The following is a 20,250-nucleotide window of genomic DNA, read 5'->3' on the forward strand; positions in this document are numbered from 1 at the left end:
ATGACCACGGACGGGCGCACGCGGCGACGGGAGGACACCCGGCAGCGGCTCTTCGAAGCGGCCGTCGAGTTGATCGCCGAGCAGGGTTTCTCGGCGACGACCGTGGACGACATCGCGCTGCGGGCCCAGGTCGCCAAGGGCACGGTCTATTACAACTTCAAGTCCAAGACCGTGCTGTTCGAGGAGTTGCTGCGGCACGGCATCGATCTGCTGACCGAGGAGTTCCGGGCCGCGGTGCAGGGGCTGCCCCCGCGAGAAGCGGTGGCGGCCCTGGTCCGGGCCCAGCTCGAATACATCCGCCGTTATCGGGCGTTCGCGCAGCTGCTGATCTCGGAGATGTGGCGGACCAACCGGGAGTGGCAGCAGACGCTGATTCTGCTGCGCGAGCAGGCCATCGGGGTGATCGCCGAGACCGTGCAGGCCGGTGTCGACTCGGGTGATCTGCCGGCCGACCTGGATGTGCGGGTGGCGTCGTCGGCGCTGTTCGGGGTGGGACTGGTGGTGGCCGTCGACTGGCTGGTCTTCATGCCGGAGCGACCCCTCGAGAGTGTCGAGGAGTCGCTCCTGGCGATCGTGCGGCGTGTGGGCGGGACTACTACCCCGTAGTGCGGGACCGCCAGGCGGTCGCCCACGACGTCTTGCCGTTGGTGCGCAGCAGCGAACCCTCGTAGATCCGGGTGCCCACGGCGAGCAGCAACGCGGCCGTCGCGGCCATGATGACCAGCGAGACGAGCGGCTCCCACAGCGCCGCGTCGCCGGTGAAGACGCGGACCGGCATGGCCACCGGCGCCGAGATCGGCACGTAGGACAGCACCCGCATCACCAGGTCGTTCTCGCCGAAGAAGATCACCGCGAAGAACGGCAGCATGACCGCCATCTGCACCGGCTGGGACGAACTGCTCAGCTCTTCCGGACGCGACGCCATCGCACCCACCCCGGCCCACAGCGCGGCCAGCATCACAAAGCCGACCACGAAGAACGCGACGAACCAGCCGATCGTCGGTTCCAGCAGGCGCAGCACGCCGCTGTCGAGCCCGGCCAGCCGCGACCCGACCAGCGTCACGATGGCGATCAGGGCCACCTGCACGAACGCCAGCAACGAGAGGGCCGCGACCTTGCCCGCCAGCAGGGCCCGGGTCGGCACGCTGGCGACCAGGATCTCGACGATGCGGGTCTGCTTCTCCTCGGTCACGCTCTGCGCGATCTGCAGGCCGAACAGGAACGACGTGAAGAAGAAGACGAAGGCCAGCGCGAACGGGACGATGTAGGCCAGGAACGGATCGACGGCGTTGGGGTCGAGGATGCGTACGGGAGGAGCCGTGCTCAACGCCGAAACCACGTCGCCCGGCCGATCCTGCATCGCGAGCACCTCAGGCCCGGCGATCACCGCGGCGTCCACGTCGCCGTCGCGCAGCAACTTCTCGGCGGCCGCGTCGTCGGCGACCACGCGTACCTCGAGATCGGCCTGCTGCAACACGGTGGCGGTGGCCTGGTCGGCGACGGCGACCGTGGTCGGCCCGCCCGAGAAGATCGCCGGCAGCACCGTCACGGCGATCGAGAACAGCAGGAAGAACGCGGTGCTGAACAGGAACGTCTTGTCGCGCAGCTTGACCTTGATCTCGCGGGCGGCGACAACCTTGGCGGCGGTGTAGGTGCTCATCGGATGACCTCTCGGAAGATCTCGGTCAGCGTCGGGACGACCGGCCCGAAGGCGCGCACCGGGCCACGCTCCAGCGCGGCGTGCAGCACCTTCTGGTCGTCGAACCCGGGTTCCAGGTCGAAGACGGCCCGGGCGCCGTCCAGGTCGATCAGGGTGACGCCCGGCTGATCGCGCAGCCAGCCAGCGTCGGCGTCGACCTGCAGCTGGTAGCGCGGCACGGCGTGCTGGGCGCGCAGGGTGGCCCGGTCGCCGGCGGCCGCGATGGTGCCGCCCGCGATGATCACCAGGTCGTCGCACAGGCGCTCGACCAGCTCGAGCTGGTGGCTGGAGAACAGCACCGGCGCCCCGGACGCGGCCCGGTCCCGCAGCACCTCGACCATGGTCTCGACGGCGATCGGGTCGAGCCCCGAGAACGGCTCGTCCAGCACCAGCACCTCGGGGTCGTGCACCAGCGCGGCCGCGACCTGGGCCCGCTGCTGGTTGCCGAGCGACAGCTTCTCCAGCTTCTCGCCCGCCCGTTCGCCCAACCCCAGGCGATCCAAGAGTTTTCCCGTACGTTCCTCGGCCGCTGCACTGCTCAATCCGTGCAGCCGGCCTAGGTAGACGATCTGGTCGTGCACGGTCATCTTGGGATAGAGGCCGCGTTCCTCGGGCATGTAGCCGAACCGCTGCCGGATCTCCCGGGTCAGCGGCGTGCCGCCCAGCGTCACCTCGCCTGTGTCGGCGGCCAGCACCCCCAGGATGATCCGCATGGTGGTGGTCTTGCCGGCACCGTTCGCACCGACGAACCCGGTCAGCTTGCCGCCGCCGACGGAGAACGAGACGTTCTTGAGCACGGCCCGGTCCCCGAAACTGCGGCTGACGGAATCGACGTTCAGCATGCCTTCGACGCTAGGCAATCCGGGCCGGAAATACGTCCGGCTCGCGCATGATCCACCGGGTCCTCCGCAGGGAGGACTACTGCCCCGGGCGGACCACCCCGAGCTCGTACGCCATCACGACGGCCTGGGTGCGGTCGCGCGCCCCGAGCTTGGTCAGCACGCGGCTCACATGCGTCTTGACCGTGGTCTCGCCGAGGTGCAGCGACGTGGCGATCTCGGCGTTGGTGGCGCCGGCGGCCAGCGCGACCAGCACCTCGTGCTCGCGCGGGGTCAGCTCGTCGAGCCTCGTGGCCGGCTGACTGGGGACCGGCCGTGCGAAGGCCGACAGCACGCGGCGGGTGATCTCGGGCGCGAGCAGGGCGTCGCCGCGCGCGAGCACCCGTACGGCCTCGACCAGCGACTCCGGCGAGCTGTTCTTGAGCAGGAACCCGCTCGCGCCCGCCTCGAGCGCCGCGAACAGGTAGTCGTCCCGATCGAACGTGGTCAGGATCAGCACCGACGGCCCGCCCCCGGCGGCCACGATCCGGCGGGTCGCCTCCAGGCCGTCCATGACCGGCATCTCGACATCCATCAGCACCACGTCGGGCGCATGCTCCGCGGTGGCGGCGACGGCCTGCGCGCCGTCCTCGGCCTCGCCGATCACCTCGATGTCATCCTCCAGGCCGAGGATCACCCGGAAGCCGGTCCGCACCAGGCGGTGGTCATCCGCGAGGAGGACCCGGATCATTTCGCCACCGTCGTCATCAGAGGGAGTCTGGCCCGTACGCGGAAACCGCCCGTGTCTCCCGTCCGGTTGCCCGTCTCGACCGTCCCGTCGAGCAGCCCGACGCGCTCGCGCATGCCGATCAGCCCCATCCCGCCCACCTTGGTGGTGGCGCCCCGCCCGTCGTCGGCCACGTCGATCTCCAGCTCCCGGGTGAGATAGCGGATCCGCACGTCCACCGTGGACGCTCCCGCGTGCTTGAGCGCGTTGGTCACGGCTTCCTGCACGATCCGGTACGCGGTCTGCGACGTCGACACGGGCAGCGGCACCGCATCCCCGAAGACGGCGAACTGCGGCGTCAGCCCCGCCTCCCGAACCCGGTCGAGCAACTCCTCGACCCGCTCGACACCCGGGCTGGGCGCGGTGACCGGCTCGTCGGACGTGCGGAGGGCGCCGAGCATGCGCTGAAGTTCGTCCACGGCCGTACGGGCGCTCTCCTCAACGGACGTCAAGGAATCGCGGGCCGTCTCCACGTTGCGGTCCATCGCGCGCCGGGCCGCCGCGGCGTGGATGCCCATCACCGACACGTGGTGAGCAACGACGTCGTGCAGTTCACGGGCGATCCGCAGCCGCTCGGTGACAACCGCCTGCTCCTCGGCCACCGCGCGGGCCCGCTGCAGTTGTTCGGCCTGCCCGACCAGCACCGCCTCACGACGCGCGGACAACCAGGCGATCTCACCGAAGAAGTAGGCGAACCCGAAGATCAGCACGTTCAGCAACACCTGACTGATCAGCGCCGAGAGCAGCGGCGGAAGCTCCCCCGTGCCGTCCGGAAACGCGTCGGCGGGCAGCCCGTCGACGGCCAGCAGCCAGGCCACCGCAAGCCACGCGAACATCGCCCCGATCACCCCGATGCGCAGCCAGCGGGCACGGCCATGATCGCGCCCCCACGCCCCTTCGCAGTAGATCGCCGCAAAGATCGCCCCCGCCGCGAACTGCACCTCCTGCGCCTCACGAACCTGCCCCGCGATGAACACCACGGCCGTGACGACCAGCACAACATCCGGGTAGCGGCGCCGCCAGACCAGCGGAATCGTGATCGCAAAGGCAAAGGCAAGGTGCTCGTAGGCGCTGCGCTCAACACCCCACACGAGCCGCCCCGAGCTGCGCGCCAGCATCACGTAGAGCAGCGCAGCGGCCACCACTCCAAGCCCGATAGCCACGTCGGCACGCCGCTGCCGAGCCGAAGGCCCCGGCCGCTGCCAGTCCTCAAGGTCGGCCATAGCCCCGAGCCTGCCACACGCCCGAAAACCTCAAGATCGCCGGAGTAAACGGTGAGCCCGCACGGACCCCCGCACGGTGGCTACGGAACGCCCCCACTACGGACATCCCACAGTGCCAGCCCTTGACCTGACCCCAGCCATTCCAGGGCCCGGCACTGGACGCCCACCTTTCGCACGACGAACACCACCCCGCCTCCGGTGATGGCTTTTGACGTAAACCGCAACAAATGAGAAGTCCGGCAGGGGGCCGATCTCCCACCACCTCGACGGACAGCGTCCCCCTGGTTGATGTGTTGATCTGCGCTTTCGTCCAGAACAGGTGAGCTATGTCGGCTCGATGTTGTCCTGCCACGGCGGCCGACGTAGCGCCAGCCGCCTCCGTCGGGGAGGCCGCCGAGTTTGACGTCGCAGTGGAGCAGATCACCGGGCGCTCGTAGCGGCGGATCGGTTCGTCAGCGACACGGACGACCTGGCGGGAGGGTCTTGGTTGCGGAACGGCGTGAGGCTCCAAAGAACGCGTTGACCGGCGATATCAGGAGGCGTTCGGGTAAGGCTCGGTGTGGGTCTGGATCGGGACGTCGGCGTCGTCGTCCGGGGTGAGGGTGCCGCCCAGCTCGAGGATCTGGCGGTGTGCGGCCGCCAACCGGTCTTCCAGGGTGACGATGCGGCACGCGGCGGCGAGCAGGATGCCCTCGTCGAGCAGTTGCCGGACGCGGAACGCGAGCTGCAACTGGTGCCGGGAGTATCGGCGATGGCCGCCGTGGGAGCGTTCCGGCTCGATCAGGCCGGCGGCGCCGAGGCTGCGGAGGAAGGCGGGGGTCACGCCGATCATGTCGGCGGCGCGGCCCATCGTGTACGCCGGGAAGTCGGCGTCGTCGAAGGTCGTGCTCATGCTGCCCTTCCGGGGGGAACTACTCGTCCGGGGTCTCCGGTACTTCACTACCGTGTGCCCAAAAAGGTCAGAGCACAATCCATGGTGGCAGGGCAGACAATCCAAGGCTGCGCTCCTGCCGGGGCGTTGCCGGCAGGGCAGACAATCCAAGGCCCCGGCGGGTAACCGGGGCCTTGGCTTTTCAATTCTGATGCCGGCCGTCGCCGGCGCATGCGGTTGTCCGCCTGCGTGCCGCTAGCGGACCACCGGAGTGATGGGCATCGGCTGCGATCACCTCTTGTCGGGTCGGGGACGTTGAGCTTGCGCGTTGCTGCGGTATCTCGTCCTCCTTAGCCAACTCAGGGTCTGCCAATTCGGTGCCGGCTGTGCGTGGCCGACGTCACAGACTCTATTCCGATCGACCCGGGATTTCTAGTACCGCGGCTACAGATTTTTTGGACATATCGCTGGAGGTGCTTGAGTTTCCGCAGGTGAAAACGATGTTGGGGCGGCGGCGCGGAGCGGGCGCCGGGCGCGGCGAAGCCGCGTGAGAGAGAGGTGACCGCGCCCCGCGCCGCCGCGGGTGGGGGCGCCGATGGCTGCCCCGAGGGTGTTCGCGAAGCCTGCCGAGGGCTCGCCGCTGCGTCAGCGTCAGAACACCGGCAGGGCCGTGGATGAGTGCCCTGTCATGGCTACGAGTGTGCGGCCCGCCGACCGGTCGCGGCAACGCAATTAACGCTGTGCATTGACGTCGGTAACACAGCGGGGAGATCATCACGGCACGCCGTGGCCCCGGTCACAGCAACCCTTCGGTAAGGGAGCCGCACATGGCCGTCAACCCCGCACCCAGCACCGACGAAGAACGCCTTGCCCAACTCGGCTACCAGCAGGAACTGCATCGCCGACTGTCCGGCTTCTCGAACTTCGCGGTCTCCTTCTCGATCATCTCCATTCTGGCCGGCGCGATCACGTCGTACGGCATCGCCATGACCGCCGGTGGCCCGATCGCCATCACCCTGGGCTGGCTGTTCGTCGGCATCATGGTGACCTTCGTGGCCCTGGCCATGGCCGAGGTCTGCTCGGCCTATCCGACCGCCGGCGCGCTCTACTGGTGGGCGGCGGCGCTGGCCAAACGCAACAAGGCCGCCTGGGCCTGGTTCGTGGGCTGGTTCAACTTCCTCGGTGAGGTCGCCGTCACCGCCGCGATCGACTTCGGCGCGGCCATCACCACGGCGGCGTTCCTCAGCCTGACCTTCGACATGGAGGTCACCACCGGCCGTACGTTCCTGATCTTCCTGGTCATCATCATCGTGCACGGGCTGCTGAACACGTTCGGCGTCAACCTGGTGCGTGTGCTGTCCGACGTCAGCGCCTGGTGGCACCTGGTCGGTGTGGCGGTCATCGTGGGCGTGCTGGCCATCGTGCCGGACACCCACAAGCCGATCGGCGAGGTGTTCACCGAGGTGCACAACGCCACCGGCTTCACGTTCGCCGGGGCCGGGGTGTACGCCGTCCTCATCGGTCTGTTGATGGCGCAGTACACGTACACCGGCTACGACGCCTCGGCCCACGTCGCCGAGGAGACGCACGACGCCGCCAACGCCGCCCCGCGCGGCATCGTCATGTCGGTGGTCGTCTCGGTGATCGCCGGCTTCGTGCTGCTGTTCGCGATCACCTGGTCGATCCAGGACTACGAGGCGCAGCGGACGACCGACCTGGGCCTGCCGCCGGCGCAGATCTTCATCGACGCCGCCGGGCACAACCTGGGGACGTTCCTGCTCTTCATCTGCATGGTCGCGCAGTGGTTCTGCGGTATGGCCTCGGTGACCGCGAACTCGCGGATGTCGTACGCCTTCGCCCGCGACGGCGCACTGCCCGGCTCGCGGCTGTGGAAGCAGGTCAACCCCCGCACCGGTACGCCGACCAACTCCATCTGGCTCTGTGTGACGCTGTCGACGCTGCTGGTGCTGCCGTCGCTGTGGAACACGACGGCCTACCTGGCGGCCACCTCGGTCGCGGTCATCGGTCTCTACATCGCGTACGTCGTGCCGGTGTTCCTGCGCCGGATGAACCCGGACTTCGAACGCGGCCCGTGGCACCTGGGCAAGTGGAGCGCGGTCGTCGGCTGGATCGCGATCGTCTGGGTGGTGATCATCTGTGTGCTGTTCGTTCTGCCCACGGCCAGCCCGATCACCGCGGCCAACTTCAACTACACGATCTTCGCGGTGCTGGTGGTGCTCGCGTTCGCCACGATCTGGTGGTTCGCGAGCGCTCGCAAGTGGTTCACCGGGCCGAAGCAGAATCTGATCGAGAAGGCCCATCACGGCGAACAGACCATGCCGACCGAGAACTGACCACGGAACGGGGCCGGGCGCATTCGTGCCCGGCCCCCGACGAACGAGGAGACAATCCCGCATGGATCTCGAGGAACTGGACGTCTCCGTCGACAACGGCAGCATCGACACCGTGCTGCTGGCGCTGACCGACATGCAGGGCCGGCTGCAGGGCAAGCGCCTGCACGGCCGCTACTTCATGGACGAGGTGGTCAGCGGCGGCAGCGAGGGCTGCAACTACCTGCTCGCGGTGGACGTCGACATGAACACCGTGGACGGCTACGAGATGTCGTCGTGGGCCAGCGGGTACGGCGACTTCGTGATGAAGCCCGACTTCACCACGCTGCGCCCGGTGCCGTGGCAGCCGGGGACGGCCATGGTGCTGGCCGACCTCGAGACCACGGGCGGGGAGCCGGTCTACGCATCGCCCCGGCAGATCCTGAAACGGCAGCTCGATCGGCTGGCCGAGCACGGACTGACCGCGTACGCGGGAACCGAACTTGAATTTGTGCTCTTCAAGGACACGTTCGAGCAGGCCTTCGACAAGGGGTATCGCGACCTCATCCCGGCGAACCAGTACAACGTGGACTACTCCCTGCTGGGGACGGCCCGGGTCGAGCCGCTGCTGCGGCGCATCCGCAACGAGATGTACGGCGCCGGGCTGATCCCGGAGAGCGCCAAGGGTGAGTGCAACTATGGCCAGCACGAGATCGCGTTCCGCTACGCCGACGCTCTGACCTGCGCCGACAACCACGTGATCTACAAGAACGGGGCCAAGGAGATCGCCGCCCAGGAGGGCATGTCGCTGACCTTCATGGCCAAGCCGAACGCGCGCGAGGGCAACTCGTGCCACATCCACTTCTCGCTGCGCGGTGCGGACGGCAGGTCGGCCATGCTCGGCGACGGGCCGGCCCACCTCAGCGTCACCGGGCAGCGGGTGATCGCCGGGCTTCTGGCCACCATGCGTGAGTTCAGCCTGCTGTTCGCGCCCAACATCAACTCGTACAAGCGGTATCAGGCCGGATCGTTCGCGCCGACCGCGCTGCGCTGGGGGGTCGACAACCGTACGTGTGCGTTGCGGATCGCCGGGCACGGCCAGGGTATGCGCGTCGAGAACCGGGTGCCGGGCGGGGACGTGAACCCCTATCTGGCGATCGCGGCGCTGGTCGCGGGCGCGCTGCACGGGCTCGAGAACGAGCTCGAGCTGGAGCCGGAGACGCCGGGCAACGCGTACGAGGACGCGGCGGCCGATCGAGTGCCGACCACGCTGCGTGAGGCTGAGCAGCTGTGGCTGGCCAGCGAGGTGGCGCAGGCGGCGTTCGGGGCCGACGTGGTCGGCCACTACGCGAACATGGCCCAGGTCGAGCTGACCGCGTTCGACGCGGCGGTTACCGACTGGGAGCTGCGCCGCGGCTTCGAACGGATGTGATCATGGGCAACATGACCACAGAAGTCATCAACCCGTCGACGGGCGCGGTCTTCACGACCGTGCCGTCGCTGGATCTGGCGGCCACCGACGCCGCCATCGAGCGGGCCGCCCAGGCGTTCCCAGCCTGGCGGGCCGTCGCGCCCGGAGACCGTGCACGGCTGCTTCGTCGCTTTGCCGCCGTGGTCGACGCCCACATCGACGAGCTGGCCGGGCTCGAGGTGCGCAACGCCGGCCACACCATCGGCAACGCCCGCTGGGAGGCCGGGAACGTCCGGGACGTGCTCGACTACTACGCGGGCGCGCCCGAGCGGCTCAGCGGCCGCCAGATCCCGGTGCCCGGCGGTCTCGACGTGACGTTCCACGAGCCGCTCGGCGTGGTCGGCATCATCGTGCCGTGGAACTTCCCGATGCCGATCGCCGGCTGGGGGTTCGGCCCGGCGCTGGCGGCCGGCAACACCGTCGTGCTCAAACCGGCCGAACTGACCCCGCTCACCGCGATCCGGCTGGGCGAGCTGGCCCTCGAGGCCGGCCTGCCCGAGGGCGTCTTCACCATCGTCCCGGGTAAGGGTTCGATCGTCGGGCAGCGGTTCGTGACCCATCCGGCCGTACGGAAGGTCTGCTTCACCGGCTCGACCGAGGTCGGCAAGTCGATCATGGCGGGCGCGGCCGACCAGGTGAAGCGGGTGACCCTCGAACTGGGCGGGAAGAGCTCGAACATCGTCTTCGCCGACGCCGACCTGGAGAAGGCGGCGGCGAGCGCTCCGGGCAGCGTGTTCGACAACGCCGGGCAGGACTGCTGCGCCCGGTCGAGGCTGCTGGTGCAGGAGTCGGTCTACGACAAGTTCCTGGCCCTGCTCGAGCCCGCGGTCAAGGCATTCCGCGTCACCGATCCGGCCCGGACGGACGCCGAGATGGGCCCGTTGATCTCCGCGTCGCACCGGAAGACCGTGGAAACATACGTGGAAGGGTCGGACGTCGCCTTCCGCGGAGATGCCCCGAAAACCGACGGCTGGTGGTTCCCGCCGACGGTGCTGCTCGCCCACTCGACCGACGACCCGCACTGGCGCGAAGAGGTCTTCGGGCCGGTGCTGAGCGTGCTGCCGTTCACGGACGAGGAAGACGCCGTACGCCTGGCCAACGACACCGAGTACGGACTGTCGGGCTCGCTGTGGACCCGCGACCTGGGCCGGGCCCTGCGCGTCTCGCGGGCCGTGGAAACCGGAGCGCTGAGTGTCAACAGCCATTCATCGGTGCGCTATTGGACTCCGTTCGGCGGCATGAAACAGTCCGGTCTGGGCCGTGAGCTGGGACCGGACGCGTTGCTCAGCTTCACGGACGTCAAGAACGTGTTCATGGCAATGGGAGATTAAGTGGAGCGTCTACAGGACCGGGTCGCCGTCATCACCGGCGCCGGCAGCGGTATCGGTCTCGCGACGGCCCGGCGTTTCGCCGCCGAGGGCGCGTTCGTCGTTTGCGTCGATATCTCCGCCGAAGCGGGCGAAGCGATCGCGAAGGAGATCAACGGCGAGTTCGTGGCCTGCGACGTCAGCGACGAGGAGCAGGTCAAGGCCCTGTTCGACGGGGTCGCCGAGCGCCACGGCCGGGTCGACATCGCCTTCAACAACGCCGGCATCAGCCCGCCCGACGACGACTCGATCCTGGTCACCGGCCTGGACGCGTGGGAGCGGGTGCTCAAGGTCAACACGACCAGCGTGTTCTTCTGCTGCAAGTACGCGATCCCGCACATGCAGCGGCAGGGCAAGGGCTCGATCATCAACACCGCGTCGTTCGTCGCCCTGCTCGGCGCCGCGACCTCGCAGATCGCCTACACCGCGAGCAAGGGCGGGGTGCTGGCGATGACCCGCGAGCTGGGCGTGCAGTTCGCCCGCGAGGGCATCCGGATCAACGCGCTCTGCCCCGGACCGGTGGCCACCCCGCTGCTGATGGAGCTGTTCGCGAAGGATCCGGAGCGGGCCGCCCGCCGCCTGGTGCACGTGCCGATGGGCCGCTTCGCCGAGCCGGCCGAGATCGCCGCCGCCGTCGCGTTCCTGGCCAGCGACGACGCCTCGTTCATGACCGCTTCGCAGTTCGTCGTCGACGGCGGAATTACCGGAGCCTATGTAACGCCGCTGTAATGTTTAAGACTCCGTTTTCACGGGGAAGGCCCTGGTACACCCGCTGACGAAGTGGGTGAAGGGGTCGAATCCCCGCCCGCGCCGGTCGATCCCGGTGTAGGTGGGACAGAAGGACCCAGGCGCGGCGCCGCCTCCACCCGGAGGCGACGCCGCGCGCCTGTTTTCCCCCGTTCGGTTGTTGCTCGGAAACATGATCTGGTTACGGTGGGGCGATGCGCCCGATCATCGGCATCACGACCTATGTGGAACCCGCCACCTGGGGCGTTTGGCGTGATCTGCCCACCACGCTGGTGCCGCACGACTACACCGAAGCGGTCACCCAGGCGGGTGGCCGGCCGGTGCTCATCCCCCCGCACGAAGACACCGACGTCCTCGGGATGCTCGACGGTCTGGTGCTGGCCGGCGGCCCCGATCTGAGCCCCGGGTTCTACGGCGCCGAGCCCGAGCCGCTCACCGTGACCCGCCCCGATCGGGACCGCGCCGAAATACTGCTCGTCCGGCGGGCGTTGGAACTGGATGTACCCCTTCTCGGTGTGTGCCGTGGCATGCAGCTGCTGGTGGTGGCCAACGGAGGCACCCTGCACCAGCATCTGCCCGACGTCCTGGGCCACGAGCGCCACCGACCGGCCCCCGGTGTCTACGGCGAGCACGACGCCTCGCTCGTCCCGGGCAGCCGGATAGCCGGACTGATGGGCGACGAGCTCGGCATCCGGTGTTTCCACCACCAGGGCGTGGCCGATGCCGGGAAACTCACCGTGACCGGCCACGCGGCGGACGGACTGCCCGAGGCGGTCGAGGATCCGGGCCACCGGTTCGTCCTCGGCGTCCAGTGGCACCCCGAAGTGACCCGTGACGAGCGGCTGTTCGGCGCCCTGGTTGCGGCCGCACGCCAAAAATAAGAGCTACGAGGAGGAAGTCGACGAATGCGCAGGCCCCTGATCGGTATGACCGCGTACGCCCAGCAGGTGCAGTACGGCAGCAACGACCTCATCGCGGGCATGCTCCCGATGACGTATGTGCGAGCCGTGCACGCCGTCGGCGGACGAGCCGTACTGATCACCCCGGACGATCCGGGAACCGACGTCATCGAGTCGCTCGACGGCATCGTGTTCAGCGGCGGCGGTGACGTCGATCCGGCGTACTGGGGGGCCGAGCGGCATCCGGCGACCGAGGTCGACAAGGAGCGCGACGAGTCCGAGATCATGCTGATGCGGGCGGCGCTGGCGGCCGACCTGCCGACCCTCGGGGTGTGCCGGGGCATGCAGGTGATGGCGGTCGTCGGCGGGGGCTCGCTGCACCAGCACCTGCCCGACCTGATCGGCCACGAGCGGCACCGCGCCGCGGCGGGCACCGACCCGCTGGCCGCGGACGCCTCCGCGTACGGCCGGCACGACGTGATCACCGAGCCCGGCTCGATCGCGCACACCCTGCTCGGGGCGCACGCGACCGTCAACTCGTTCCACCACCAGGGGGTCGACGACCCGGGATCGTTCACGGCGACCGGCTGGTGCCCCGACGACCGGGTCATCGAGATCATCGAAGACCCTGATTACGCGTACGCCCTGGGCGTCCAGTGGCATCCGGAGCGGACCGCCGATCTGCGGGTCTTCGCGGCTCTCGTCGAGGCCGCGGCCAAGCGTTCCGGACTGAAGCCGGAGGCGTTCGCGGCGTAAGCGCGGTGTTACCGTGCTCACTCGTAGCAAGGTAACGAGCCACGTGGGAGGGCCGATGGACGTCACCCTCCCGAATCGGCTGCGCGTGGCGTTCGAGCGCGGCGGCGAGATGGGCCGCCGGATGGCCGGGCTCGACTGGTCGGCCAGCCCGCTCGGCCCGCCGGCGACCTGGGCGCCCGAACTGCAGAACGTCGTCGTGACCATGCTGGCCTCCCGGTCCCAGATGATCATTTTCTGGGGCCCGGAGTACTGCTCGCTCTACAACGACGCCTACATCTCGGCCGTGGGCACCAAGCACCCGCAGTTCCTGGGCCGGCCCGGTCGCGAGCTGTGGGCCGAGACGTGGTCTGTGCTGCGGAGCCTGTTCGACGGGGTGGTGGCCGACGACGAGGCGTTCTGGGCCGGCGACCACCCGTTCATGCTGGAGCGGCACGGCTTCCTCGAAGAGGCGTACTTCGACATCTCGTACGACCCGATCCGGCGCGACGAAGGGACGGTCGGTGGCGTCCTGTGCGTGGTCACCGACACCACCGCGCGGGTGCTGGGCGAACGGCGGGTCCGTACGCTCAGCGCGCTCGGCCGGCGACTGGCCGATTCACCCGATCAGGCGGCTCTGGTGGCCGACGTGGCGGCGGTGTTCGCGGAGAACGCGGCCGACGTCCCGTACGCGAAACTGATCCTCGATGACGAGCCGGACGAGGTGCGGCGGGTCATCGCGATCCCGGCACCGGTGCCCCTGCGCGACATCGTCGACGCGGCGCCCCCGGCCGCCGGGCAGGCGCTGGTGCTGCCGGTGATCGTGGGCACCGCTCACGTCGGTGCGCTGGTCCTCGGGGTGAGCCGCTATCTCTCGCTCGACGGCGGTTACCGCGACTTCCTCCAGCTGGCGGCCGCGCAGATCTCCCGGGCCGTGGGCAACCTGCAAGCGTACGAGCAGGAACGGGCCCGCGCGGCCGAGCTGGCCGCCCTCGACCGGGCCAAGACCAACTTCTTCTCCAACGTGAGCCACGAGTTCCGGACGCCGCTGACCCTGATCCTGGGCCCGCTGGATGACCTGCTCGACGAGCCCGCGCTGCCCGCGGCCGAGCGCGAGCGGCTGCTCCCCATGCAACGCAACGCCCTGCGGCTGCTCAAGCTGGTCAACACGGTGCTCGACTTCTCGCGGCTGGAATCGGGCCGGCTGCGCGCGGCCTACCGGCCGACCGATCTCGCCGACTACACGACCCGGCTGGCCAGCACCTTCCGGTCGGCCGCGGAACGCGCCGGTCTCGAGCTCGTGGTGGACGCGCCGCCGCTGCCCGAGCCGGTCTACGTCGATCGCGAGATGTGGGAGAAGATCGTCCTCAACCTGCTGTCCAACGCGGTCAAGTTCACCGCCCGGGGCCGCATCGAGGTGCGCGTCCGGGCGGCCGACCGCGGTGCCGAGCTGACCGTCCGCGACACCGGCGCCGGCATCCCGGCCGACCAGTTGCCGATGCTGTTCGACCGTTTCCACCGGGTCACCGGCACTTGGTCACGCAGTCACGAGGGCACCGGCATCGGTCTGGCCCTGGTGCGTGAGCTGGCCGAGCTGCACGGCGGGTCGGCCGGGGCCGAGAGCGAGCCCGGCGTAGGCACCGTCTTCGTGATCACGATCCCGTTCGGCGCCGGCCACCTGCCGGCCGACCGGATCACCGAGGTGGCCGGCGACATCGTCGGAGAGATCGACGCGCGGGCCTACGTCGAGGAGGCCGCGCACTGGTGGGCGGGCGACGATCAAGACCCTTCCCCCGTACGCCCGCAGCCGTCGACGGATCACCCGCGCGGTCGCATCCTGCTGGCCGACGACAACGCCGACCTGCGGGACCACCTGGCCCGGCTGCTCCGGCCGATGTGGGAGGTCACCACCGCGGTCGACGGCCGGGCCGCGCTCGAGCTGGCCGAGCGCCAGGAGTTCGACCTCGTGCTGACCGACGTGATGATGCCCCGGCTGGACGGGTTCGGCCTGATCGCCGCCCTGCGCGCGAACGAGCGCACGCGGCATGTCCCGATCGTCGTGCTCTCGGCCCGGGCGGGCGAGGAGGCCTCCGTCGAGGGCCTGGCCGCCGGCGCCGACGACTACCTGGTGAAGCCGTTCTCGGCCCGCGACCTGACCGCCCGGGTGCGGGCCAACCTCGACCTCGGGCAGGCCCGCCGCCAGATCATCGGCCGGCTGCGCGGGCTGGTCGACACGGCGGCCGCGGTCAACGCCGCGCGTACCACGGACGACGTGCTCGACGTCGCGGCCGAGCACGTCCGGGCGATGACCTCGGCCGGCCGCGTGGTGCTGACCGTGCCCGGCGCGCGGGCCGAGGTGGACGGCGGCGCCGAACCGTCGGCCGGTCCCGACGCCGTGCTGCCGCTGCCCGACACGTCCGGCGCGACCGTCGGCGAGCTGCGGGTCTGGTCGTCGGCGGACGGCGTACCGGATCAGGCCGTACTCACCCAGCTGGCCCGGATCATCGGGCTGCGCCTGGAGAACGCCCGGCTCTACGAGGCCGAGCACCGGATCGCCAGCACGCTGCAGCACAGCCTGCTGCCCCAGTCCCTGCCCGAGGTGCCCGGGGCCGTGCTGGCCGGTCGCTATCGGCCCGGCAGCAGCGAGGCCGAGGTCGGCGGCGACTGGTACGACGTGATCGCCGGGCACGACGAGCAGCTCTATCTGGTGATCGGGGACGTGGTCGGCAAAGGGGTGCAGGCGGCGGCGGGCATGGGTCAGCTGCGCAACGCCCTGCGCGCGTACATCCTCGAGGGATTCGACTGCGGCGCGGCGCTGACCCGGCTCAACCGGCTGGTCGACAACCTCGGCCGCCGCCAGTTCGCCACCGTCGTGTGTGTCCGGTTCGACCCGCGGGAGCAGCGGCTGCACTACTCGTCGGCCGGTCACCCGCCGCCGGTGCTGGTGCGGCCCGGTGAGCTCGGCACGTTCCTGTACGACTCGGCGATGGGCCCGCCGATCGGCGCGCTCACCGACGTCGACTACCCGACCCGCTCGACCGGGATGCCCGCCCGGTCCCGGCTGCTGATCTACACCGACGGCCTGGTCGAGGACCGCCGGACCGGCATCGACGCCGGGCTGGCCGAGCTGACCACCGACGCCGCCAAACCGGCCGACAACCTGGAGGATCTGCTGGACGCGCTGCTGAGCAAGGCGGCCCGGCGAACCCGGCGCGACGACATCGCGCTGCTCGCGCTGGAGGCGACCGAGCCCCGCGACTTCGTGCTGCGGCTGCCGGCCGACCCCGGTCAGCTCAGTGTGCTGCGCCGGCGGCTGGACGACTTCCTGACCGCACACGCCGTGCCCGAGGCCGACGCGTTCGACCTGAGCATCGCCGTCTCCGAGGCGGCCGCGAACGCGATCGAGCACCCGATCGAGCCGGCCGAGCCGGTGATCACGGTGGAGGCATCGCTGGCCGACGACGCGGTGACGGTCGTGGTGCGCGACACCGGCAGTTGGCGGCCCAGCCAGTCGGGCGGGTTCCGCGGGCGCGGGCTGGCCCTGATCGGTGCGTTGTCCGAACTGGCGGTGCTGCGCTCGGACGAGGGGACCTCGGTGACGGTGCGGCGGCCGCTCAGTCGCTGAGCCACGGCTGCGTCGACAGCCCCGAGATCTCGAGCACCCGGCGCACCTGCGACGACGGCAGCACGGTGAGGCCGTCGCCGTAGTGGTCGGACAACCGCAGGAGCGCGTGGATCGCGGCCGAGTCGAAGAAGGTCACCTGGCGCAGGTCGACGGTGGCGGCCGTGGCGCCGGCCGGAGTGGCGGTGCGGAACATCGACTCGGCGGTGGACATGTCGACCTCGCCGCTGACCGTCACCACGACCCGTCCCGACTCCACGACGGCGGTGGCCGCGAAGTCTGGGTCCGACCGCTCTTGATCCACGTTGACACGATTACACAGGGGCCGGTGAGCGGCAAGAACCGCCCGATCGGACTCAACCGGGCCGTTTTCGCGCGCCCGGCAGCGCGTCGGGCGCCGGGTACCCGGCGATAGGCTGGGGCTATGACAGTTCGCGCCCCACTGGCGCCGGGAAGGCAGTCGCCCTGGCGGGCGGTCCCGGCGCAGATCGTCCGTCCCGAATATGTCGGCAAGAAGCGCCCGAAAGAGTGGCGCGGCTCGCACGTGCAGACCCCCGAGACGGTCGACCGGATGCGGATCGCCTCGCGGCTGGCGGCGCAGGCCACCCAGCTCGCCGGCGAGCACTGCAAGCCGGGCGTGACCACCGACGAGATCGACCGGGTGGTGCACGAGTTCCTGTGCGACCACGGGGCGTACCCGTCGACGCTGGGCTACAAAGGCTTCCCCAAGTCCTGCTGCACGTCGGTCAACGAGGTGATCTGCCACGGCATCCCCGACTCGACCGTGCTCGAGGACGGCGACATCATCAACGTCGACGTCACCGCCTATCTGAACGGGGTGCACGGCGACACCGACGCGACGTTCTGCGTGGGCGAGCCGAGCGAGGAGGCGCGCCTGCTCGTCGAGCGCACCCACGAGGCGATGATGCGCGGCATCAAGGCGGTGGCGCCGGGCCGGCCGATCAACGTCATCGGGCGGGTCATCGAGTCGTACGCGAAGCGGTTCGGCTACGGCGTGGTCCGCGCCTTCACCGGTCACGGCATCGGCGAGACGTTCCACTCCGGGCTCTACATCCCGCACTACGACGACCCGCGCTACGACACGGTGATCGAGACCGGCATGACCTTCACCATCGAGCCGATGATCACGCTGGGCACCGCCGAGTTCGACATGTGGAAGGACGGCTGGACCGCCGTCACCAAGGACCGCAGGTGGACGGCCCAGTTCGAGCACACGCTGGTGGTCACCGACGACGGCGCGGAAATCCTCACCCTGCCGTGACCGCGGTCGCCGAGCACCACCACGCCGACGTCTCCGGTGGCTGGCTGCGGGCCGCCACCTTCGGCGCCATGGACGGGCTGGTCACCAACATCGCGCTGATCGCGGGCGTGGGCGGCGGTGGCGTCGACCGCGGCACCCTCGTGCTCACCGGGGTGGCCGGCCTGGTCGCCGGGGCCATCTCGATGGGCATCGGCGAGTACACCAGCGTGCGGACCCAGAACGAACAGGTCGCGGCCGAGCTCACCAAGGAACTGCGCGAGCTGCGGCTCAACCCCGAGGGCGAGGCCGACGAACTGGTCGGGATGTGGGTCGCCCGCGGGCTGCCCGAGCCGCTGGCCCGGCAGGTCGCCGACGTCCTCAAGGAGCACCCCGATCAGGCCCTGCGGGTGCACGCGCAGGAGGAACTGGGCGTGGTGCCGGACGAACTGCCCAGCCCGTGGACGGCGGCCGGGTCGTCGTTCGTGTGCTTCGCCGTGGGCGCGCTGATCCCGCTGCTCACCTATCTGCTCGGCTTCGACAGCCTGTGGCTCGCGCTGGCCGTGGGCGGGCTCGGCCTGTTCGTGGCCGGGGCCGTGGTCGGCCGGTTCACCGCGCGCCCGTGGTGGTCGGGCGGCCTGCGTCAGCTCGTCCTGGGAGCGCTGGCCGCCGCGGCCACGTACGGGATCGGGGTCCTGATCGGCGTGGGCGTCAGCTGATCACTCGAAGAGGGCAGCCAGGGTGCCGTCGACCGGGCGGCCGCGCGCGGTCAGGTCCTCGGCCTGCGCGTCCAGGATCTTGCCCAGTTCCTGCACGTCGGCGCCGGCCAGCCCGGTGCGCTTGACGGCGTCGGCCTGGTTGCGGAAGTAGGTGCGCGAGAGCAGCCCGGCGACCAGGGCGGCGTGCACGCGGGCCTCGGCCATCAGCACGAGCGCGGCGTCGGTGTCGTAGTACTCGGCCAGCCGTACGGCCCGGGCGTGGGCGGCCGCGGCGATCTCCCAGTCGTGCCGGGCCAGCCCGCTGAACTCGGGCGGCCGGGCCTCGGCGAGCCGGCTCAGGTGGGCGTCGCGATGCTCGGCGAGCAGCCCGCGCGGATCGTGCAGCGGCCGGGCGGTGACGAAGCGCTCGGCCTCCAGCGGCCAGCGCGGGGTCAGCTCGCGGGCCTGGCGCAGACCCTCCTCGGCCGTGGTCACCCGCAGGTCGACCAGGATGCCGTCGACCTTGCGCAGCGCCGGGCGGGGTCCGGCGCCGGCCCGGTAGGTCAGGACGATCAGGTTGACGTCGCTGCCGTCGTGGTCGTCGCCGTGGGCCAGCGAGCCGTGCACGCCGATCGCGCGTACCTCGGCCGGCCAGCGGGCCCCGATCACGTCGCTCAGCCGCTTCGCGAGGTGTCCCCGCGGCGAGTAGAAGTCGATCTCGTCCTGCACTCCGTCATTCTCGGGCATCCATGCGTACGCGGTAGGTCTACAGCGCGTAGCTGGAGAAGGGACATTTACGGTGTGGTCGGGCGACCCGGGAAGGGCAGGGTCACCGGGCTCACCGCGGCCAGGCGGCGCCAGCGGGTCGCCCGTACGGCCGCCTCGGTCATCGCGGCCAGCGCCGTGATCCGGTCGTTCCCGGTGGTCACCGGCAGCACCGGACGCCACGCCTGGGCCACGCCGTCCTCGACGTGGATGGCCAGCTTGAGCGCACTGGCCCGGTCGGTCACCTCGAACGGCAGCTGATAGCCCGCGGGCGACGGCGCCGCACTGGCCCGGAGCTGGGACAGACGCGAGACGAGGTAGTCGCGGCGATTGCGGTGCGCCTGCTCGACCGTACGCGCCTCGGTCACGTCCCCGCGACCCTCCAGGTGCACCCCGATCAGCCCGTACGCATAGATGGCGGCCTCCTCCGCGGCCAGCGCGGCGCCAAGCTGGGGGTTCATCGCAGCGCCTCGGCGTGGGTGGCCCGGCATGCCGCGATCGAGCCGATCAGGGCCGCCCGCTCCGGAACGGCGGCCCGGCACAGCGCGACCGCCGACTTCTGCGCCGCCTGCTCGGCCTCGCGCAGGGAGGCCACGGTCTCGGCCGGCGCACCGACCGAGGCGCTGGGCGCGACCGACGGCGGTGTCTTGCCGATCACCAAAGTCAGTTCGGCCACGTGGGCGCGGTGGTCGTCGCCCAGAGGAGTGAGCCGGGAGGCCAGTCCGGGCTGGGCCGCGATCGCCCGATCGTAGGACGCGGCCAGCGCCATCGCCTCGTCGAGCAACGGCTGCAGCGGATCGGCCGGCTCGGGCGGCGCCGGCTCGTCGTCGAAGAGCCCGCAGCCGGCCAGGGCCGAGCCGGCGAGAGCGGAGGCGGCCGCCGTCCCCAGGAGTCGTCTGCGCACCGCGCCAGTCAACACTATGGAGTACACACCGTGACCTGCGGATGGCGCGGAATCGGAGC

General features: G+C 70.2%; 19 protein-coding genes and 1 pseudogene. 10 read left to right on the forward strand and 10 right to left on the reverse strand.

The window, feature by feature from the left end; genetic code table 11:
• On the forward strand, positions 1 to 606 hold the full coding sequence (locus tag KOI35_RS01750) for a TetR/AcrR family transcriptional regulator (RefSeq protein ID WP_215784199.1): 606 nt from the start codon (positions 1 to 3) through the stop codon (positions 604 to 606).
• Here the strand turns inward: KOI35_RS01750 and KOI35_RS01755 are convergent.
• The 6 genes and pseudogenes from KOI35_RS01755 to KOI35_RS01775 form a co-directional block, all read right to left on the reverse strand.
• Positions 596 to 1,660 (reverse strand): ABC transporter permease, encoded by a 1,065-nt coding sequence (locus KOI35_RS01755; protein ID WP_215784200.1) that lies wholly within the window; start codon positions 1,658 to 1,660, stop codon positions 596 to 598. The genes KOI35_RS01750 and KOI35_RS01755 overlap by 11 nt on opposite strands.
• On the reverse strand, positions 1,657 to 2,541 hold the full coding sequence (locus KOI35_RS01760) for an ABC transporter ATP-binding protein (RefSeq protein WP_215784201.1): 885 nt from the start codon (positions 2,539 to 2,541) through the stop codon (positions 1,657 to 1,659). Before KOI35_RS01760 ends, KOI35_RS01755 begins: the two co-directional genes overlap by 4 nt.
• A 76-nt stretch (positions 2,542 to 2,617) precedes the next feature.
• The gene (locus KOI35_RS01765) at positions 2,618 to 3,268 is read right to left on the reverse strand and encodes a response regulator (protein WP_215784202.1); all 651 of its coding nucleotides are present in this window, start codon (positions 3,266 to 3,268) and stop codon (positions 2,618 to 2,620) included.
• Complete coding sequence (locus KOI35_RS01770) at positions 3,265 to 4,527, reverse strand: sensor histidine kinase (RefSeq protein WP_215784203.1); 1,263 nt, start codon at positions 4,525 to 4,527, stop codon at positions 3,265 to 3,267. Before KOI35_RS01770 ends, KOI35_RS01765 begins: the two co-directional genes overlap by 4 nt.
• 350 nt (positions 4,528 to 4,877) lie before the next feature.
• Positions 4,878 to 4,996: pseudogene (locus KOI35_RS49280) on the reverse strand (IS481 family transposase); the annotation flags it as partial.
• A 63-nt stretch (positions 4,997 to 5,059) separates the two neighbouring features.
• Complete coding sequence (locus tag KOI35_RS01775) at positions 5,060 to 5,419, reverse strand: MerR family transcriptional regulator (RefSeq protein WP_215784204.1); 360 nt, start codon at positions 5,417 to 5,419, stop codon at positions 5,060 to 5,062.
• Positions 5,420 to 6,225: 806 nt separating this feature from the next.
• Between KOI35_RS01775 and KOI35_RS01780 the strand changes: the two genes are divergently transcribed.
• The 7 genes from KOI35_RS01780 to KOI35_RS01810 all read left to right on the forward strand — a co-directional run bounded on the left by KOI35_RS01780 (position 6,226) and on the right by KOI35_RS01810 (position 16,569).
• Positions 6,226 to 7,752, forward strand: coding sequence for an amino acid permease (locus KOI35_RS01780; RefSeq protein WP_215784205.1), 1,527 nt, complete (start codon positions 6,226 to 6,228; stop codon positions 7,750 to 7,752).
• A 61-nt stretch (positions 7,753 to 7,813) separates the two neighbouring features.
• Positions 7,814 to 9,160, forward strand: a complete 1,347-nt coding sequence (locus KOI35_RS01785; protein WP_215784206.1) for a glutamine synthetase family protein — start codon at positions 7,814 to 7,816, stop codon at positions 9,158 to 9,160.
• A gap of 11 nt (positions 9,161 to 9,171) precedes the next feature.
• Positions 9,172 to 10,530 (forward strand): aldehyde dehydrogenase family protein, encoded by a 1,359-nt coding sequence (locus KOI35_RS01790; RefSeq protein ID WP_308120732.1) that lies wholly within the window; start codon positions 9,172 to 9,174, stop codon positions 10,528 to 10,530.
• Positions 10,531 to 11,295 (forward strand): 3-oxoacyl-ACP reductase, encoded by a 765-nt coding sequence (locus KOI35_RS01795; protein ID WP_215784208.1) that lies wholly within the window; start codon positions 10,531 to 10,533, stop codon positions 11,293 to 11,295.
• A 212-nt stretch (positions 11,296 to 11,507) separates the two neighbouring features.
• Positions 11,508 to 12,194, forward strand: coding sequence for a gamma-glutamyl-gamma-aminobutyrate hydrolase family protein (locus KOI35_RS01800; protein WP_215784209.1), 687 nt, complete (start codon positions 11,508 to 11,510; stop codon positions 12,192 to 12,194).
• A gap of 24 nt (positions 12,195 to 12,218) precedes the next feature.
• Positions 12,219 to 12,968 carry a gamma-glutamyl-gamma-aminobutyrate hydrolase family protein gene (locus KOI35_RS01805; protein WP_215784210.1) on the forward strand — a complete coding sequence of 250 codons (750 nt, stop codon included), beginning with the start codon at positions 12,219 to 12,221 and terminating at the stop codon, positions 12,966 to 12,968.
• 55 nt (positions 12,969 to 13,023) lie between these two features.
• Positions 13,024 to 16,569, forward strand: coding sequence for a SpoIIE family protein phosphatase (locus KOI35_RS01810; protein ID WP_215784211.1), 3,546 nt, complete (start codon positions 13,024 to 13,026; stop codon positions 16,567 to 16,569).
• Here the strand turns inward: KOI35_RS01810 and KOI35_RS01815 are convergent.
• The gene (locus KOI35_RS01815; protein WP_215784212.1) at positions 16,559 to 16,870 is read right to left on the reverse strand and encodes an STAS domain-containing protein; all 312 of its coding nucleotides are present in this window, start codon (positions 16,868 to 16,870) and stop codon (positions 16,559 to 16,561) included. The genes KOI35_RS01810 and KOI35_RS01815 overlap by 11 nt on opposite strands.
• Positions 16,871 to 16,990: 120 nt before the next feature.
• Here KOI35_RS01815 and map point away from each other — a divergent pair, with 120 nt between their 5' ends.
• Together map and KOI35_RS01825 are read left to right on the forward strand one after the other, a co-directional pair.
• Positions 16,991 to 17,848, forward strand: coding sequence for a type I methionyl aminopeptidase (gene map / locus KOI35_RS01820; protein WP_215784213.1), 858 nt, complete (start codon positions 16,991 to 16,993; stop codon positions 17,846 to 17,848).
• A complete protein-coding gene (locus tag KOI35_RS01825; protein ID WP_215784214.1) occupies positions 17,845 to 18,543 on the forward strand; it encodes a VIT1/CCC1 transporter family protein in 699 nt (232 codons plus the stop codon). Before map ends, KOI35_RS01825 begins: the two co-directional genes overlap by 4 nt.
• Here the strand turns inward: KOI35_RS01825 and KOI35_RS01830 are convergent, their stop codons facing one another.
• From KOI35_RS01830 to KOI35_RS01840, 3 genes are all read right to left on the reverse strand, one after another.
• The gene (locus KOI35_RS01830; protein WP_308120733.1) at positions 18,544 to 19,251 is read right to left on the reverse strand and encodes a nucleotidyltransferase domain-containing protein; all 708 of its coding nucleotides are present in this window, start codon (positions 19,249 to 19,251) and stop codon (positions 18,544 to 18,546) included.
• Between the two features lie 65 nt (positions 19,252 to 19,316).
• Positions 19,317 to 19,748 (reverse strand): ferritin-like domain-containing protein, encoded by a 432-nt coding sequence (locus KOI35_RS01835; RefSeq protein ID WP_215784216.1) that lies wholly within the window; start codon positions 19,746 to 19,748, stop codon positions 19,317 to 19,319.
• Positions 19,745 to 20,191: a hypothetical protein gene (locus tag KOI35_RS01840; RefSeq protein ID WP_308120734.1), complete on the reverse strand. Its 447-nt coding sequence runs from the start codon at positions 20,189 to 20,191 to the stop codon at positions 19,745 to 19,747. Before KOI35_RS01840 ends, KOI35_RS01835 begins: the two co-directional genes overlap by 4 nt.
• Between the last annotated feature and the right edge of the window lie 59 nt (positions 20,192 to 20,250).

Source organism: Paractinoplanes bogorensis, assembly GCF_018829635.1.
Classification (GTDB): domain Bacteria; phylum Actinomycetota; class Actinomycetes; order Mycobacteriales; family Micromonosporaceae; genus Actinoplanes; species Actinoplanes bogorensis.